This is a genomic window from Pseudomonas sp. FG29, from assembly GCF_057809355.1.
This window is the reverse complement of the sequence record NZ_JBMDJU010000009.1, coordinates 1-17,258: the sequence shown is the minus strand read 5'-3', so window position 1 is coordinate 17,258 and position 17,258 is coordinate 1. Positions and strand designations below refer to the sequence as shown.

Genomic DNA, 17,258 nt, shown 5'->3' with positions numbered 1-17,258 from the left:
TCGACCGTAGGGCGGGTGAAACCCGCCACCTCTACCGAACGCCATCGCTGTGCGGCGGGTTGCACCCGCCCTACGGAAATAACAGACGAGTGATCGACTGATGAATGCGATAAATCAAACGCTGCTGGCCCGCGCCAGCGCCAAGCTTGGCCCACAGGTCTCACTGGGCATCGGCCTGCTGGTGCTGGCGATCCTCGTCGCCATGCCGCTGCTGCACCTGCTGCCCGCCGAACATGCCCTGCACGTCTCGGCCTACAGCTTGACGCTGGTGGGCAAGATCCTCTGCTACGCCATCGTCGCCCTGGCGCTGGATCTGGTCTGGGGCTACGCCGGCATGCTGTCGCTGGGCCACGGCCTGTTCTTCGCCCTCGGCGGCTACGCCATGGGCATGTACCTGATGCGCCAGAGCGCCGGTGACGGCCTGCCGGCCTTCATGAGCTTTCTGGCCTGGAATGAGCTGCCCTGGTACTGGTACGGCACCTCCAGCTTCCTCTGGGCCATGTGCCTGGTGGTGCTGGCGCCCGGCCTGCTGGCGCTGGTATTCGGCTTCTTCGCCTTCCGTTCGCGGATCAAGGGCGTGTACTTCTCGATCATGACCCAGGCGCTGACCTTCGCCGGTATGCTGCTGTTCTTCCGCAATGAAACCGGCTTCGGCGGCAACAACGGTTTCACCGGCTTCACCCGCATCCTCGGCTTCGATATCACCGCGCAGGGCACCCGCGCGGTGTTGTTCATGGCCACCGTGGCGCTGCTGGTGGGCAGCCTGTACCTGGGCTTTCGCCTGGCGCGCAGCAAGTTCGGTCGGGTGCTCACCGCCCTGCGTGACGCCGAGAACCGGGTGATGTTCTGCGGCTACGATCCGCGCGGTTACAAGCTGTTCATCTGGGTCTTGAGCGCGGTGCTGTGCGGCCTGGCCGGTGCGCTGTACGTGCCGCTGGTGGGCATCATCAACCCCAGCGAGATGGCGCCAACCCAGTCCATCGAAGCTGCCGTGTGGGTCGCCTTGGGCGGTCGCGGCACATTGATCGGCCCGTTGCTCGGCGCCGGCATCGTCAATGGCATGAAGAGCTGGTTCACCGTGGCCTTCCCCGAATACTGGCTGTTCGCGCTCGGTGCCCTGTTCATCGTCGTCACCCTGTATCTGCCGCGTGGCGTGGTGGGCTTGCTGCGCAAGGAGAAGGATCAATGAGAGCCACACCGGTACCTGAAATCATGCTCGAAGCCGCGCTCGATCCCGCCGCACTGGACACCCGCCCGGTGCTGGGCAAGGGCGTCAACGTGCGCCACGGCACCATCCTCACCCTGGAAGACATCAACGTCAGCTTCGATGGCTTCAAGGCGCTGACCAACCTGACGCTGTACATCGGCGTCGGCGAACTGCGTTGCATCATCGGCCCCAACGGCGCCGGCAAGACCACCATGATGGACGTGATCACCGGCAAGACCCGCCCCGACAACGGCGTGGCCTATTTCGGCGAGCAGTTCGACCTGACCCGCATGAGCGAGGTGGAAATCGCCCAGGCCGGCATCGGCCGCAAGTTCCAGAAGCCCACGGTGTTCGAAGCGCTCTCGGTGTTCGAGAACCTGGAGCTGGCGCAGAAAACCGACAAGTCCGTGTGGGCCAGCCTGCGCGCCAGACTCAGCGGCGAGCAACGCGACCGCATCGACGAAGTGCTGAATACCATCCGCCTGGACAACTCACGCAACCGCCCGGCTGGCTTGCTCTCCCATGGCCAGAAGCAGTTCCTGGAGATCGGCATGCTGCTGATGCAGGAGCCGCACCTGCTGCTGCTCGACGAACCGGTGGCGGGCATGACCGACGCCGAAACCGAGTTCACCGCCGAGCTGTTCAAGTCACTGGCACGCAAGCACTCGCTGATGGTGGTGGAGCACGACATGGGCTTCGTCGGTTCCATCGCCGACCATGTCACCGTGTTGCACCAGGGCAGCGTGCTGGCCGAAGGCTCGCTGGAGCAGGTGCAGAACGACGAGCGGGTGATCGAGGTTTATTTGGGGCGCTGAAAAGCCCCTCTCCCCCAGCCCCTCTCCCGCAAGCGGGAGAGGGGAGAAGGCTGGCGCTCCGTAGGGTGCGCCGTGCGCACCGAACAACGGTTAAGGACATTCCCATGCTGCAAGTCCAACAACTCCATCAGTATTACGGCGGCAGCCACATCCTCCGTGGCCTGTCGTTCGACGTGAAGGTCGGCGAAGTCACCTGCCTGCTCGGCCGCAACGGCGTGGGCAAGACCACCCTACTCAAATGCCTGATGGGCCTGATCCCGGCCAAGGACGGCAGCGTGCAATGGGAAGGCAAGGCCATCACCGCCTTCAAACCGCACCAGCGCGTGCACGCCGGCATCGCCTACGTGCCACAGGGCCGCGAGATCTTCGGCCGCCTCACCGTGGAAGAGAACCTGCTGATGGGCTTGTCACGCTTTCCCGGCAGCCAAGCCAAGGCCGTGCCCGAGTTCATCTACGAACTGTTCCCGGTGCTGCGCGAGATGAAACATCGCCGTGGCGGCGACCTGTCCGGCGGCCAGCAGCAACAGTTGGCCATCGGTCGCGCGCTGGCCAGCCAGCCGCGCCTGCTGATCCTCGACGAGCCCACCGAAGGCATCCAACCCTCGGTGATCAAGGAGATCGGCGCAGTGATCAAGAAGCTCGCCGCCCGTGGCGACATGGCCATCCTGCTGGTCGAGCAGTTCTACGACTTCGCCGCCGAACTGGCTGACCAGTACCTGGTGATGAGCCGTGGCGAGATCGTCCAGCAGGGCCGTGGTGAGAACATGGAAGCCGAAGGCGTACGCGGCCTGGTGGCGATCTGACAAGGAATGTAGGGCGGGTGCAACCCGCCAGATACCTCCAGGAAGCTTCAATTGGTGGGCTGAAGCGGAGCGCCGCCCGGCCCACCCTACGGCAGGCGAGCGATTGGTAGGGTGGGCGACGCTTCACCCGCCCACCAACCAGCTACTCGGCGAAATCCGAGCCTTCGCGCAACAACTGGCGCTTCACGCTCTCAAGGTGCAGGTGCGCGCTTTCGGCGTTGCCCTGCAACATCTGCCGGCACGCCGCACTGGCAATCGCCGGCGCCACCGCTTTTAGCGGCCGGCCGCTGGCCATGGCCTTGAGCTGCACCTCGGCGGCTCGCTCCAGGTAGTAGAGGTCGTCCCAGGCTTCGGCAATGCTCGGCCCCAGCACCAACGGGCCGTGGTTCTTCAGCATCAGCACATCGGCATCACCCGCCGCACGGGCAATGCGCTCGCCCTCGGCATCATTCAGCGCCAGCCCCTGATAATCCTCATCCACCGCCAGGCGCTCATAGAATTTCAATGCCGTCTGCCCGGCCCAGACGAAGGGCTCGCCCTCCAGCATGCACAGCGCCGTGGCGTTGGGCATGTGGGTGTGGAACGCCGCGGTGGCGCGCGGATTAAGGCGATGCAACTGGGCGTGGATAAAGAACGCCGTGGCCTCCGGGCGGCCCTCGCCCAGCACCACGCGTCCGTCGAAGTCGCAGATCAGCAGCGACGAGGCCGTAACCTCGGCGAAGGCCAGGCCATAGGGGTTGACCAGGAACAGCTCGGGCCGCCCCGGCACCACCACGGAAAAATGATTGCAGATGCCCTCGCCCATGCCGAGCCGGGCGGCCATGCGAAAGCAGGCGGCCAGGTCGATACGCGCCTGGGCGATCGCGGGGCTGGTCAGGCCCTCAGTAGACGCCGGCGGGGCGCTGTTGATTTCGAATGCATGGGCCATGACTTCACTCCTGAAAGGGATGCCCCAGCCTAACCGGCAGGCTGAACACGCCTAGGGACAGTTGCCCGGCGTCGCCGAGCCAGACGCGCTGACCCGGCCACTTCCGGCATCTGGCCCTACGGCCAATGGTGGCTTTGTTCCTAAGGTGCAGCCATCCGCAACGACCAGCCCGAGGTCATCATGAGCACACCGATCAGCAACCAGTACGTCCACGATCTGGATCGCCAGTACGTCTTCCATTCCTGGTCGACCCAGGGCGCCCTCAATCCACTGGTGATCGCCGGCGGCGAAGGCTGCACGCTGTGGGATTACGACGGCAAGCGTTACCTCGACTTCAGCAGCCAACTGGTCAACACCAACATCGGCCACCAGCACCCGAAGGTGATCGCCGCCATTCAGGAGCAGGCCGGCAGCCTGGTGACCATCGCCCCAGCCACCGCCAACCTGATGCGTGGCGAAGCGGCCAAGCGCATTCTCGCCCGCGCGCCGGCCGGCTTCTCCAAGGTGTTCTTCACCAACGCCGGGGCCGATGCCAACGAGAACGCCATGCGCATGGCGCGCCTGTACACCGGTCGCGACAAGATCCTTTCCGCCTACCGCTCCTACCACGGCAGCACCGGCGCAGCCATCGTCGCCACCGGCGATCCACGCCGCGTGCCCAACGAATACGCGCGCGGCCATGTGCACTTCTTCAACCCCTACCTGTATCGCAGCGAATTCAACGCGGTGAACGAGGAAGAGGAATGCGCGCGCGCCTTGCAGCACCTGCGCCGGGTCATCGAATGCGAAGGGCCGGGCGCCATCGCTGCCATCCTGCTGGAGAGCATTCCCGGCACCGCCGGCATTCTGGTGCCGCCGAAGGGCTATATGCAGGGCGTGCGCAAACTGGCCGACGAGTTCGGCATTCTGCTGATCTGCGATGAAGTGATGGCCGGTTTCGGCCGCACCGGCGCCTGGCTGGCGCTGGAGCATTTCGGCGTGGTGCCGGATCTGATCGTCTTCGCCAAGGGCGTCAATTCCGGCTACGTGCCGGCCGGCGGGGTGATGATCTCCAAGCCGATCTGCGAGCACTTCGACAACCACTTCTTCCCCGGCGGCCTGACCTACTCCGGCCACCCGCTGGCCATGGCCGCCATCGTCGCCACGCTGGATGCGATGAGCGAGGAAGGCATGGTGGAGAACGCCCGTGACATCGGCGCCCAGGTGCTCGGCCCGGGCCTGCAGAAACTGGCCGAGCGCTACCCGATGATCGGCGAGGCACGGGGCGTCGGCCTGTTCTGGGCGCTGGAATTCGTCAGTGATGTGCAGAAGAAAACGCCGATGCCGACGCCAGTGATGCAGGAAATGAAGGCGGCGTTGACCGCGCGCGGGCTGCTCAGCTTCGTGGTGGAGAACCGCATCCATGTGGTGCCACCGTGCATCGTCAGCGCCGCGCAGGTGGACGAGGCGCTGGCGATCTTCGATGAGGTATTCGCCCTTTTCGCGCCGCGTTTTGGCTAGTTCCCCCCCTCTCCCGCTTGCGGGAGAGGGGCCGGGGGAGAGGGTTTGATCAATAATGCAGAGCAACCTTCACCACCCTCTCCCCAACCCTCTCCCATAAATGGGAGAGGGAGCTACAACCCCGCCAGCACCTCCCCCAGTTTCTTCACGCCCGGCCGAATGCGTTCGGCATCGATGGCATGGAAGCCCAGGCGCATGAAATTCTTCGGCACCTCGCCATCACCGAGGAAGAACTGCGCCCCGGATTCGATCAGCACGCTCTGCTGCGCCGCCGCCCAGGCCAGGTGCTGGGTATCGACGCCCGCAGGCGCGGCCAGCCAGCAGGCGCTGGCACCTGGGCTGCCCATCGGCTGGCAATCGCTCAGGTCACTGCGCAGCGCCTGGTAGAGCAGCTCGCGGCGGCGGCAATGCTCCTCGCGAAAGCGCCGCAGGTGCGCGTCGTAATGCCCCTGGGCGAGAAAGTCGGCGAGCATGCGCTGGTTGTTCAACGGCGGGTGGCGGTACATCAGCCGGCGCAGGGCGCGCAGTTCGTCGATCAGCTCGGCGTCGGCGACCATGTAGCCAATGCGCAGCCCCGGCGCGAAAGCCTTCGACAGGCTGCTCAGGTAGATCACCCGGCCACTGCTGTCGCTGGCCTTGAGCGCTGGCAGCGGGTGGTTGTCGAGGTTGAACTCGGCGTCGTAGTCGTCCTCGATCAGCACCTGGTCGTGCTCGCGAATCTGCCGCAGCAGTTGTTCACGCCGCGCCGTGCTCATCGCCACGCCGGTAGGTACCTGGTGCCCAGGCGTCACGTAGAGGTACTGGCAGTCATCCAGGCGCCTGTCCACCACCAGGCCCTGGTCGTCGACATCCTGCAGATGCACCTTGGCGCCGTGCAGGTCGAAGATGCTCGCGGCGTCGCGAAACCCCGGGTTCTCCATGCCGACGCGCACCCCACGGGCCATCAGCAGGCTGGCCAGCAGGTACAGCGCGTTCTGCGAACCGAGGGTGACCAGGATCTCGTCGGCCCGCGCCCAGATGCCGCGCTTGGGCAGCACACGAGTGCGTAGCTGCTCGATCAGCTGCTCATCGTCACGGTCGAAGCGGTCGCCCAGCCACAGCTGGTCGCGCTCGCCACTGAGGTTCTTGCGTGACACCTCGCGCCAGCGCTCCAGCGGGAACAGCTCGCTGATCGGCTGGCCGTAGATGAAGGGGTAGGTGAAGCGGCTCCAGTTACTCGGGCGCAACACGCCGTGCTTCAAACTGGGCTGCATGCGAAAGCGCGCGGCCCAATCCGGGGCAGTGGCGGCGCTGCTGGCATCCGACGGTTCCGGCTTGCGCAGCGGCGTCATGCGCAGCACGGCATCGGTCTGGCCGCAGTAGTCGGGGTGCAGGTAGTAGCCACTGCGTGGACGGCTGATCAGGTAGCCGTTGTCGAGCAGGCTCTCGTACACCAGCGCCACGGTGTTGCGCGACACCGACAGCTGCTGGGACAGCTTGCGACACGACGGCAGCGGCTCGTCGGCAGGGAAACCGCCACCGAGAATGGCCGACACCAGCGACTCGCGAAGCTGCTCCTGAAGGCCGCGCTGACGGTCGAAATCGAGGTGGTAGAAGTGGTCGATCATGGCGCCCTCCAACAGCCAAACAACCCTGTGGTTTAGCAAGTAGCGCGCCACTGTCGCTGGCCAGAACAAAGGCCGGAACTGCCCCTATCTCCGCCGTGCCGGGCGTCTCTAAGGTGAAAACGAAACCGCCGCCGAGCGGCCAGGACAACCCTTGTCGACACCTCTGGAGCACGCCCATGAAGCCATCGAACACCGATTCCAAACCCTTCGGCCTGCTGCGCAAGCTGGCCCTGGCCACTTGCCTGGTCGGCGCCTCGCTGAGCGCCCATGCCGACCTCGACGACATCAAGAGCAAGGGTGTGATGACCGTCGCCACCGAGGATGACTACGCGCCGTTCAACTTCATCGTCGACGGCAAGCCGGAGGGCTTTCACAAGGAGCTGCTGGAAGACCTGAAGGCGTACGCCAAGGCGAAGGGCTTCGACGTGAAACAGGAAATCCTGCCCTGGACCGGCCTGCTCGCCTCGGTTTCGTCCGGCCAGTACGACATGGCCTTCACCGGCGCCCTGGTCACCGATGACCGCCTGCGCGTGTTCAACTTCGCCCCACCCTTCGCCTCCGCGCAGCACTTCTACGTCAAGCGCGCCGGTGACGACCGCCTCAGCGACATCGCCAGCCTGTGCGGCAAGACCGTCGGCCTGCAGGCCGGCAGCGCTCTGCTCGCGCGCCTGCCAGAGCTGAAGAAGATGATGGCTGACAAGGGCTGCGAAATCGGCACCGTGACCGAGTATCCGTCCTACCCCGAGGCCTACGCCGACCTGGCCAACGGCCGCCTGGACTACGTGATCAACGCGCTGATTTCGGTCAACGACCTGGTCAAGACCCGTGGCGATACCTTCGCCAAGGGCATCGCCGTTTCCGGCGACGGCTTCGCCGCCTGGCCGGTGCCCAAGAGCAGCCCCGAGCTGCTGAAATTCCTCACCGGTTTCATGAGCGAAGTGCGCGATAACGGCCGCCTGGCCGAGCTGCAAACCAAATGGTTCGGCGAAGCCTTCCCGGCCATGCCCAAGGAGCCGATCACCACGGTAGAGCAGTTCCACAAACTGGCCGGCATGTGACACCGCCGGGGCGCCCGTGTCGGGCGCCCCACTCTCAGAGCCTGTTCACGATCTCGCGAGCTAGAGCCAGGCAACACCGATGGCGGCCCCGCGAAACCAGGCGAAAAACGCTCGGAGTCGCGTTCGACTTTACGAGTTGTAAATGAGCATTTTGACTGGGCTCGCACGCGAGGCTGGTTTCAACGCAGCATGGCCGACGCGCAGCAGATCGTGAATAGGCTCTCAGGGCCAGCGCTGGCCCTGACCTTGCTAGACACACCTCATCATTTTTCTAGGAGCCCGACATGAACGGACAAGCCTGGTTATTGCTGCTCGAAGGCGCCTGGACGACTCTGTGGATTTCCTCGATCGCCATCGTCCTGGGCGTGGTCATCGGCCTGGGCATCGCCCTGCTGCGCATGGCGCGCATTCCCTTCCTGGAGCAGGCGCTGGTGCTCTACGTCAGCCTGGCGCGTGCCACACCGCTGGTCACCCTGGTGCTGTTCATCTTTCTCTCGGCGCCGACTTTCGGCCTGGCCATGGATCGCAACACGGCGGCGATTCTCGCCCTGACCCTGAATACCGCGGCCTTCAACGCCGAGGTCTGGCGCACGGCGTTCATCAGCTTCTCTCGTGAGCAGAAGGAGGCGGCACTGGCCTGCGGCATGACCAACGGCGTGTTCTTCCGCCGCATCATGCTGCCGCAAATGATCACCAGCAGCCTGCCCGGCCTGGTCAACGAAATGTCCTTCCTGATCAAGAGCAGCCCGGCCATCGCCGTGATCGGCATCGTCGACCTGACCCGCGTGACCAACCGCATCAGCGCCGTGACCTACGACCCGCTGCCACCGATTCTCGCCGCCGCCCTGCTGTACATGCTGATCATCGGCGTGCTGCTCAAGGTGCAGGCCATGGCCGAGAAGAAAGCCAACCGACTGGCCATGTGAGGACGCGACCATGACCGAATGGAGCATCATATGGGAGGCGCGCGCCGCCTTCCTCAACGGCGCACTCAACACCCTGATCCTGTTCGTCCTGTCGGTGCTGGCGGCCTTCGCCATCGGCTGTTTCAGCGTCTACCTGCTGGAGGGCCGCACCTGGCTGTCGACCCTGCTGCGCGGGGCGATCAACCTGATGCGCATGCTGCCCTTTCTGGTGCTGGCCTACCTGCTCTACTACGGGCTGCCGGCACTGGGCATCAAGCCCAGCGCCTGGGGCGCGGGCCTGGTGGCGCTGGCCATTTATCACGCGGCCTACTTCGCCGAGATCCTGCGTGGCGCGCGCCTGGTGCTGCCGCTCGGCCAGGTCGAGGCGGCCAAGGCCCATGGCTTTCGCCCCGCTCGCCTGTACTGGCGAATCATCTTGCCGCAACTGGTGATCCGCACCCGTCCGCTGCTCGGCAACCAGCTGATCTACGCACTCAAGGACACCGCCTTTCTCACCATCATCACCGTGCAGGAACTGACCGCCGCGGCCAACTCGGTGCAGGCCACCTACTTCATCCCCACCGAGGCCTTCATCGTGGTCATCGCCCTGTACTGGGTCATCAGTATCTGCCTGGAACTGGCGCTCAAGTGGGCGAGCCGGTTCGGCGCCAAACGAGGTTTCGAACATGCCTGAGGCACCTGCGGTACAGATCGACAATCTTTCCAAGAGCTTCGACGGCGTCGAGGTGCTGCGCGACATCTCGCTGACCGTGAACAAGGGCGAGGTGGTCAGCGTGCTGGGCTCGTCCGGCTCGGGCAAATCCACCCTGCTGCGCTGCATCAACTGGCTCGAGGAGCCGGATCGCGGCAGCATTCATATCGCCGGCCAGCGCATCGGCCTGGATGCCCTGGGCAAGCGCATGAACAACCGCGACCTGGCGGCGATTCGCGCGCGTACCGGCATGGTGTTCCAGAGCTTCAACCTGTGGCCGCACCTGAACGTGCTGCAGAACGTCATGGAAGCACCGATGCAGGTGAAGAAGATGCGCAAGGACGAGGCCCGCGCCATCGCCCAGACGCTGCTGGAAAAGGTCGGCATGGAGCAGAAGGCCGAGGCCTTTCCCTACACCCTCTCCGGTGGGCAGAAGCAGCGCGTGGCGATTGCCCGCGCTCTGGCCATGAGCCCGGAGGTGATCCTGTTCGACGAGCCGACCTCGGCGCTCGACCCGGAGCGGGTCGGTGAAGTGCTGACGGTGATGAAAAACCTCTCCAGCGAGGGCTACACCATGATCGTGGTTACCCACGAAATGGAATTCGCCCGCGCGGTGTCGGATCAGGTGGTGTTCCTGGAGAAGGGCCTGCTGATCGAGAAATCCGCCCCGGAGAAGTTCTTCACCAACCCGGAAACCGAACGCGTGCGCAAGTTTCTCGAACTGTCCGCATGAATCCGCGACCAGCTGTGGCGCGCGCCCTGGCGGCCAAGGCCATACACTGACGCACCGCCCCAATAGGACTGTTCTCACTGCCCAAACAGCGGATGCAGAAGCAGGCCATGAACCCTGATAGCAAAACGAGGTTATCCATGAGCAAGGTGGCATTCATCACAGGCGCGACATCCGGTTTCGGCCGCGCCACGGCACGACGTTTCGCCGAGGCCGGCTGGGCCCTGGTACTCAGCGGCCGACGCCTGGAGCGCCTGGAAGAATTGAAGGCCGAACTGCAGGACAAGGTGCCGGTGCATATCGCCACGCTCGACGTGCGTGACGCTGCGGCGGTGAAGGCGCTGGTCGACGGCCTGCAGGCGCCCTTCGACCGTATCGACGTGCTGGTCAACAACGCCGGCCTGGCGCTGGCCCCGGAGGCCGCGCAGAAGGTCGCCCTGGAAGACTGGCACACCATGATCGACACCAACGTCACCGGCCTGGTCAACGTCACCCACGCCGTGCTGCCCAAGCTGCTGGAAATCGGCAAGGGCACCAGCATCATCAACATCGGCTCGGTGGCCGGCGAATGGCCCTACCCGGGCGGCCACGTGTATGGCGCCACCAAGGCCTTCGTCAAACAGTTCAGTTTCAACCTGCGGTGCGACCTGGTATCCACTGGCGTGCGCGTCACCGACATCGCCCCCGGCATGGCCGAAACCGAATTCACCCTGGTGCGCACCAAGGGCAACCAGGCTGCCTCCGACGCGCTGTACGGCAGCACCACGCCGCTGACCGCCGAAGATATCGCCGAGCAGATCTTCTACGTCGCCACCCTGCCCGACCATATCAACATCAACCGTCTGGAAATCATGCCGAGCCGCCAGGCCTGGTCGCCCTTCGCCATCGACCGCGACTGAAGGACGCAACTCACCGTAGGGCGGGTGCAACCCGCCAGACCCCTCGTGTCTGGTGATGCACCCGCCCTACAACAACGTCCGCAACAGACTCCCCACCGACAGCAACACCAGCAGCCCGCCGACCAGCACCCGCAGCGGTAACGGCTGCCAGCGCGGATGCAGCCACTGGCCGAGCAGGTTGCCGACCAGCGCCGGCAATGCCAGCTCCAGCGCCAGCCGCCACAGCGCGCCGTTCAGCACACCTGCAAGCCCCAACCCAACCAGCGCAGCGCTACTGCTGGCGAGGAAGAACAGCACCGCTGTGCCGCGCAACTGGCGTGCATCGAGGCCACTGCGCAGCAGGTAGATCATCAAGGGCGGGCCGCCGGCTGAGGCCAAGGTGGTCGCCAGACCGGATGCCAGCCCCGCCAACCAGGCCATGCCCTGGCCCACCGGCGTGGCCACGGACGGCCGCCACAGCACCAGCACGCCGCCGCACAAACACAGCATCGCCACCAATGGCGCCATGATGCGGGCCGGCAGCCACAGCAACAGCCAGGCGCCCAGCGGCACGGCCAGCAGCATGCCAACCAACAGGCGGCCCAGCACGCGCCCATGCACGGCGCGCAACGCTGCCGGCCACAGCGTGACGCTGCAGGCCACGTCGAGAATCAACGCCACCGGCACCGCCTCGGCCGGCGGCAGTCGCAGCATTAGCCCGAGCGCCATCAGCATGGCGAAACCGAAGCCGCTGTAGCCGCGCACCAGGCCGGCAGCGAAGGCGATAAAGGTGAACATGAGTGCTCCGCACGAATCGACGCCCCACTCTAGAGCCGGCCAGGCGTGAGAAGGCAGAGCCAGATACGGCAGCACGACTGGCCACAGGCACAAAAGCGCACCGAATTGGTTCAGGGCACGCCTCTTGCTTGCCCACTCGGTCAACTATCCTGCGGAACCGCTGCCTCGACATGAATCTGCCTGCCGCCCTGTTCACGCCAAGCTGGCCTGCCGAGCTGGAGCTGGCCTACGCGCGCCACGGCGAACGCACCACGCCGGTGCGCAGGCGCCACCTCGGCCCTCTTAGAGTGCAGAAGCACCTGTACGCAGAAGGGCCGGAAGTCTGCCAGCACATCATCGTTCACCCGCCCGGCGGCATCGCCGGCGGCGACCGCCTGGACATCAGCGCCCATGCCGGCGAGAACACCTGGGTGCAGCTCACCAGCCCCGGCGCGGCCAAGTGGTACCGCGCAGCAGGCGTGGCCTATCAGGATCTGCGCCTGCGCGTCGACGCCGGCGCCACCCTGGAATGGCTGCCGCAGGAAACCATCATCTACGCCGGCGCCCAGGCCGAACTGCACACGCAGATCGAGCTGCAGGGCGACGCCCGCCTGTTCTACTGGGACATCGTCGCCCTTGGCCGCCCCGCCGCCGACGAGCGCTTTGCCAGCGGCCACTTCCAGGCCGCGCTGGATGTCCGCCGCGACGGCAAACTGCTGTGGCATGAGCGCCAGCGCGTGAGCGGCGGCGACGGCCTGCTCGACTCGCCCATCGGCCTCGACGGCCAACCGGTATTCGCCACCCTGCTGGTCAGCGGCGAGCTGGATGCCGAGCTACTGGAGCGCTGCCGCGAGTTGAAGATTGAAGGCGTGCGTGGTGATCTCAGCCAGCTTTCGGGCCTTCTGATCGCGCGCTGCCTGGCCAGCGAAGCGCTCAAGGCGCGTGCCTGGCTGATCGAACTCTGGAGCCTGCTGCGCCCGGCGCTGCTGGGGCGTGAAGCGCGACCGCCACGCATCTGGAGCACATGACGGCGGATGTAAAAAGCGACATCCGCCATACCCCACGACGCATTCCTGCGATGCCTGGCATACGCCCCCATGGAGTAACACGATGGATCTGAGTCCACGCGAGAAAGACAAGCTGCTGATCTTCACCGCCGGCCTGGTGGCCGAGCGCCGCCTGGCGCGCGGGGTGAAGCTGAACTATCCGGAAGCCATGGCCTACATCTCCGCCGCGCTGCTCGAAGGCGCACGTGACGGCCAGACCGTGGCCGAACTGATGCATTTCGGCACCACCCTGCTGAGCCGCGATCAAGTCATGGAGGGTGTGCCGGAAATGATCCCGGAAATCCAGATCGAAGCCACCTTTCCCGACGGCACCAAGCTGGTGACCGTTCACCAGCCGATTGCATAACTCATGAGTTATTCCATAGCCGACGCCGGCGAAGCCGATCTACCTGGCATCCTCGCCATCTACAACGATGCCGTGGAGTACACCACGGCGATCTGGAACGAGACCCTGGTGGATCTCGCCAACCGCCGCGCCTGGCTGGCCGAACGAACGGCCGCAGGCTTTCCCGTGCTGGTGGCGCGTGACGCTGGCGGCGAAGTGCTCGGCTACGCCAGCTATGGCACCTGGCGCACCATCGAAGGCTTTCGCCACACCGTCGAGCATTCGGTCTACGTGCGCGCCGACCAACGCGGCCAGGGCCTTGGCCCGGCGCTGATGCAGGCGCTGATCGAGCGCGCCCTCGCCGCCAACCTGCACGTCATGGTCGCCGCCATCGAGTCAGAGAACGCCGCTTCGATCCGCCTGCACCAGCGCCTCGGCTTCGTCACCACCGGACAGATGCCCCAGGTCGGCCGCAAGTTCGGCCGCTGGCTGGATCTGACTTTCATGCAACTGATCCTCGGCGCCAAGGAGTGACCCCGTGGACGTGACGCTACAGCGACTCGACAGCGCCAGCTTCGCCAACTACCGCGAAGGCTTGATCGTCCTGCTGCTCGATGCAGTCAACGATGGCGCATCGCTGGGCTTTCTCGCCGATCTCGACGAGCGAGGCGCCGCCGAGTATTTCACTCAGGTACAGGCGGGCATTGCCGACGGCTCGTTGCTGCTCTGGGTGGCCCATGAACAGGGCCGCGTAATGGGCAGCGTGCAACTGAGCCTGTGCCAGAAGCCCAACGGCCTGAATCGCGCAGAGATTCAAAAGCTGCTGGTACTGAGCACGGCGCGTCGCAGGGGTATCGCCCGCCTACTGATGCAAGCCGTCGAGCAGGAAGCGGCAGCCCGCAAACGTGGCCTGCTGTACCTCGACACCGAGGCCGGCAGCGATGCGGAACAGCTCTATCGCCACCTCGGCTACCAGTGCATTGGTGGCCTACCCGACTACGCCTGCGGCCCGGACGGCACCTACCGGGCCAATGCCATCTACTACAAGACGCTTGCGAGGCCCAACTGATGATTCCCGGCGAATACAAGATTGACGACGGCGAGATCGAGCTCAACGCCGGTCGCCGCACCCTGACCCTGTCCGTGGCCAACAGCGGCGACCGGCCGATCCAGGTTGGCTCGCACTACCACTTCTTCGAAACCAATGACGCCCTGCTATTCGACCGCGCCAGTACTCGCGGTATGCGCCTGAACATCCCGGCAGGCACTGCCGTGCGCTTCGAGCCAGGTCAGAGCCGTGATGTGGAACTGGTCGAGCTGGCCGGCGCGCGCCGCGTGTTCGGCTTCGCCGGCCGGGTGATGGGCGATCTTTGATACATAAATTTTCGTAGGGTGCGCCATGCGCACCACAAGCAACGCGGATAACAACGGTGCGCACAGCGCACCCTACGGGACGAACCAATGAAGATCAGCAGACAAGCCTACGCCGACATGTTCGGCCCCACCGTCGGCGACAAGGTGCGCCTGGCCGACACCGACCTGTGGATCGAAGTGGAGAAGGACTTCACCACCTACGGCGAAGAAGTGAAATTCGGCGGCGGCAAGGTAATCCGCGACGGCATGGGCCAGGGCCAGCTGTGTGCGGCCGACGTGGTGGACACGCTGATCACCAACGCCCTGATCATCGACCACTGGGGCATCGTCAAAGCCGACGTCGGCCTCAAGGACGGCCGCATCGCCGCCATCGGCAAGGCCGGCAACCCGGATATCCAGCCGGACGTCACCATCGCCATCGGTGCCGGCACCGAGGTGATCGCCGGTGAAGGCATGATCCTCACCGCGGGCGGCATCGACACCCACATCCACTTCATCTGCCCGCAGCAGATCGAAGAAGCGTTGATGAGTGGGGTGACCACCATGATCGGCGGTGGCACGGGCCCGGCCACCGGCACCAACGCCACCACCTGCACCTCCGGCCCCTGGCACATGGCGCGCATGCTGCAGGCCGCCGACGCCTTCCCGATGAACCTGGGCTTTACCGGCAAGGGCAACGCCTCGCTGCCCGAGCCGCTGATCGAGCAGGTGAAAGCCGGCGCCATCGGTCTGAAGCTGCACGAGGACTGGGGCACCACCCCGGCCGCCATCGACAACTGCCTGTCGGTCGCCGACGAGTACGACGTGCAGGTGGCGATCCATACCGACACGCTGAACGAGTCCGGCTTCGTCGAAACCACCCTCGGCGCCTTCAAGGGCCGCACCATCCACACCTATCACACCGAGGGTGCCGGCGGCGGCCACGCCCCAGACATCATCAAGGCCTGCGGCTTCCCCAATGTGCTGCCGTCCTCGACCAACCCTACGCGGCCGTTCACCCGCAACACCATCGACGAGCATCTGGACATGCTCATGGTCTGCCACCACCTCGACCCGAGCATCGCCGAGGACGTGGCCTTCGCCGAGAGCCGTATCCGCCGCGAGACCATCGCCGCCGAGGATATCCTCCACGACCTCGGCGCGTTCAGCATGATCAGCTCCGACAGCCAGGCCATGGGCCGCGTCGGCGAGGTGATCACCCGTACCTGGCAGACCGCCGACAAGATGAAGCAGCAGCGCGGCCCGCTGCCCGAAGACGCGCCCGGCAACGACAACTTCCGCGCCAAGCGCTACATCGCCAAGTACACCATCAACCCGGCGATCACCCACGGCATCAGCCATGAAGTGGGCTCCATCGAAGTGGGCAAGTGGGCCGATCTGGTGTTGTGGCGCCCGGCCTTCTTCGGCGTCAAACCGACGCTGATCCTCAAGGGTGGCGCCATTGCCGCCAGCCTGATGGGCGACGCCAACGCCTCGATCCCGACGCCGCAACCGGTGCACTACCGGCCGATGTTCGCCAGCTACGGTGGCAGCCGCCATGCCACCAGCATCACCTTTATCAGCCAGGCGGCGTTCGAGGCGGGCGTACCCGAGCGGCTTGGCCTGAAGAAGAAGATCGGCGTGGTCAAAGGCTGCCGCGAGGTGCAGAAGACCGACCTGATCCACAACGGCTACCTGCCGAATATCGAGGTCGATCCGCAGAACTATCAGGTCAAGGCCGACGGCCAGTTGCTCTGGTGCGAGCCGGCCGACGTGCTGCCGATGGCGCAGCGGTATTTCCTCTTCTGAAATAACTGGCCGAGACAACAATGGCGGGTTTCACCCGCCCTACGGGAAGGCAATTGCTCGCCTGCGCACAAACCGCCTGGTCTGTTTTGACATTCTGGCGGGTTTCAACCGCCCTACGGGGTAGGTGATTGCCCGCCTGCGCAAACCTGTAGGGCGGGTGCAACCCGCCAATTCATTCACCGACACCCAAGTTATCCATCCCAATATCCCCGCCCCAATCGACGGGGTAAACACTCTGCTTCACCCAACGGTGAAACGACGACCAGGGCCAGTCCCTCACACGCGTCACCAGCCCATGCTTGAGCGGGTTACCGTGCAGGTAGTCGAAGTGCCTGGCGTAGTCGTCCTCGTCACGAATCAGATGCTCCCAGAAGCGTTGCTGCCAAAGCGTGCCTTGTCCCTTTGCCTGGCGTCGCTCGCTCAGCAGTTCGATACGGTTGTAGTTGCGACAGGCATGGCTGACATGCCGCTTGATCAGTCGCCAGCGATTGGAAAAGTCGGCGTCGTCAGGCGGTAAACGCCAGATGGCATGCAGGTGGTCGGGCAACAATACCCAGGCGTCGATAGTGAAGGGCTGGGTCAGGCGTACCCTCTGGATTGCCTCGCGCAGAGCCTGGCGAATATCGGGATGGGTCAGAATCGGCTGGCGCCGCTCGGTGACGAGGGTGAAGAAATAGATGCCGCCAGGAACGGCGGCGCGACGGTAATCGGGCATGGCAACGTCCTTGTTGCAGATGTGATAGGTGGCGGGTTTCACCCGCCCTACGGTCATGTGTAGGGGGGG

General features: G+C 65.0%; 19 protein-coding genes. 15 read left to right on the top strand and 4 right to left on the bottom strand.

Annotation, left to right across the window (positions count from 1 at the left end):
- Positions 1-100 precede the first annotated feature (100 nt).
- From urtC to urtE, 3 genes are all read left to right on the top strand, one after another.
- Positions 101-1,189: an urea ABC transporter permease subunit UrtC gene (gene urtC / locus ACODS1_RS11655; RefSeq protein ID WP_489085770.1), complete on the top strand. Its 1,089-nt coding sequence runs from the start codon at positions 101-103 to the stop codon at positions 1,187-1,189.
- Complete coding sequence (urtD, locus tag ACODS1_RS11650; RefSeq protein ID WP_489085769.1) at positions 1,186-2,022, top strand: urea ABC transporter ATP-binding protein UrtD; 837 nt, start codon at positions 1,186-1,188, stop codon at positions 2,020-2,022. Before urtC ends, urtD begins: the two co-directional genes overlap by 4 nt.
- Before the next feature lie 104 nt (positions 2,023-2,126).
- The gene (gene urtE, locus ACODS1_RS11645) at positions 2,127-2,825 is read left to right on the top strand and encodes an urea ABC transporter ATP-binding subunit UrtE (protein ID WP_489085768.1); all 699 of its coding nucleotides are present in this window, start codon (positions 2,127-2,129) and stop codon (positions 2,823-2,825) included.
- Positions 2,826-2,967: 142 nt separating this feature from the next.
- On the opposite strand, the gene ACODS1_RS11640 is transcribed toward urtE, so the two are convergent.
- Positions 2,968-3,753 carry an aldolase gene (locus ACODS1_RS11640; protein WP_489085767.1) on the bottom strand — a complete coding sequence of 262 codons (786 nt, stop codon included), beginning with the start codon at positions 3,751-3,753 and terminating at the stop codon, positions 2,968-2,970.
- A gap of 180 nt (positions 3,754-3,933) precedes the next feature.
- Here ACODS1_RS11640 and ACODS1_RS11635 point away from each other — a divergent pair, with 180 nt between their 5' ends.
- Positions 3,934-5,253 (top strand): aspartate aminotransferase family protein, encoded by a 1,320-nt coding sequence (locus ACODS1_RS11635; RefSeq protein WP_489085766.1) that lies wholly within the window; start codon positions 3,934-3,936, stop codon positions 5,251-5,253.
- A gap of 113 nt (positions 5,254-5,366) precedes the next feature.
- Here the strand turns inward: ACODS1_RS11635 and pdxR are convergent, their stop codons facing one another.
- Positions 5,367-6,860, bottom strand: a complete 1,494-nt coding sequence (gene pdxR / locus ACODS1_RS11630; RefSeq protein ID WP_489085765.1) for a MocR-like pyridoxine biosynthesis transcription factor PdxR — start codon at positions 6,858-6,860, stop codon at positions 5,367-5,369.
- Positions 6,861-7,036: 176 nt separating this feature from the next.
- On the opposite strand from pdxR, the gene ACODS1_RS11625 reads away from it, so the two are divergent.
- The 5 genes from ACODS1_RS11625 (at position 7,037) to ACODS1_RS11605 (ending at position 11,164) form a co-directional block, all read left to right on the top strand.
- Entirely contained in the window at positions 7,037-7,918 is an 882-nt protein-coding gene (locus ACODS1_RS11625) for a transporter substrate-binding domain-containing protein (protein ID WP_489085764.1), read from the top strand.
- 284 nt (positions 7,919-8,202) lie between these two features.
- Complete coding sequence (locus ACODS1_RS11620; RefSeq protein ID WP_489085763.1) at positions 8,203-8,844, top strand: amino acid ABC transporter permease; 642 nt, start codon at positions 8,203-8,205, stop codon at positions 8,842-8,844.
- Between the two features lie 10 nt (positions 8,845-8,854).
- A complete protein-coding gene (locus ACODS1_RS11615) occupies positions 8,855-9,517 on the top strand; it encodes an amino acid ABC transporter permease (protein WP_489085762.1) in 663 nt (220 codons plus the stop codon).
- The gene (locus ACODS1_RS11610) at positions 9,510-10,268 is read left to right on the top strand and encodes an amino acid ABC transporter ATP-binding protein (RefSeq protein WP_489085761.1); all 759 of its coding nucleotides are present in this window, start codon (positions 9,510-9,512) and stop codon (positions 10,266-10,268) included. The genes ACODS1_RS11615 and ACODS1_RS11610 overlap by 8 nt, the downstream gene beginning before the upstream one ends.
- Before the next feature lie 137 nt (positions 10,269-10,405).
- Complete coding sequence (locus ACODS1_RS11605; RefSeq protein WP_489085760.1) at positions 10,406-11,164, top strand: SDR family NAD(P)-dependent oxidoreductase; 759 nt, start codon at positions 10,406-10,408, stop codon at positions 11,162-11,164.
- A 66-nt stretch (positions 11,165-11,230) separates the two neighbouring features.
- Here the strand turns inward: ACODS1_RS11605 and ACODS1_RS11600 are convergent, their stop codons facing one another.
- Positions 11,231-11,941 (bottom strand): sulfite exporter TauE/SafE family protein, encoded by a 711-nt coding sequence (locus ACODS1_RS11600; RefSeq protein ID WP_489085759.1) that lies wholly within the window; start codon positions 11,939-11,941, stop codon positions 11,231-11,233.
- A gap of 170 nt (positions 11,942-12,111) precedes the next feature.
- Between ACODS1_RS11600 and ACODS1_RS11595 the strand changes: the two genes are divergently transcribed.
- The 6 genes from ACODS1_RS11595 to ureC all read left to right on the top strand — a co-directional run bounded on the left by ACODS1_RS11595 (position 12,112) and on the right by ureC (position 16,474).
- Positions 12,112-12,948, top strand: coding sequence for an urease accessory protein UreD (locus ACODS1_RS11595; RefSeq protein ID WP_489085758.1), 837 nt, complete (start codon positions 12,112-12,114; stop codon positions 12,946-12,948).
- Positions 12,949-13,030: 82 nt separating this feature from the next.
- Entirely contained in the window at positions 13,031-13,333 is a 303-nt protein-coding gene (ureA, locus tag ACODS1_RS11590; RefSeq protein ID WP_017678731.1) for an urease subunit gamma, read from the top strand.
- A 3-nt stretch (positions 13,334-13,336) separates the two neighbouring features.
- Positions 13,337-13,846: a GNAT family N-acetyltransferase gene (locus tag ACODS1_RS11585; protein ID WP_489085757.1), complete on the top strand. Its 510-nt coding sequence runs from the start codon at positions 13,337-13,339 to the stop codon at positions 13,844-13,846.
- Positions 13,847-13,850: 4 nt separating this feature from the next.
- Entirely contained in the window at positions 13,851-14,381 is a 531-nt protein-coding gene (locus ACODS1_RS11580; RefSeq protein ID WP_489085756.1) for a GNAT family N-acetyltransferase, read from the top strand.
- The gene (locus ACODS1_RS11575) at positions 14,381-14,686 is read left to right on the top strand and encodes an urease subunit beta (protein ID WP_489085755.1); all 306 of its coding nucleotides are present in this window, start codon (positions 14,381-14,383) and stop codon (positions 14,684-14,686) included. The genes ACODS1_RS11580 and ACODS1_RS11575 overlap by 1 nt, the downstream gene beginning before the upstream one ends.
- Before the next feature lie 87 nt (positions 14,687-14,773).
- A complete protein-coding gene (gene ureC / locus ACODS1_RS11570) occupies positions 14,774-16,474 on the top strand; it encodes an urease subunit alpha (protein ID WP_489085754.1) in 1,701 nt (566 codons plus the stop codon).
- Between the two features lie 172 nt (positions 16,475-16,646).
- Here the strand turns inward: ureC and ACODS1_RS11565 are convergent, their stop codons facing one another.
- Positions 16,647-17,189 carry an REP-associated tyrosine transposase gene (locus tag ACODS1_RS11565; protein ID WP_489085875.1) on the bottom strand — a complete coding sequence of 181 codons (543 nt, stop codon included), beginning with the start codon at positions 17,187-17,189 and terminating at the stop codon, positions 16,647-16,649.
- Positions 17,190-17,258: the final 69 nt, after the last annotated feature.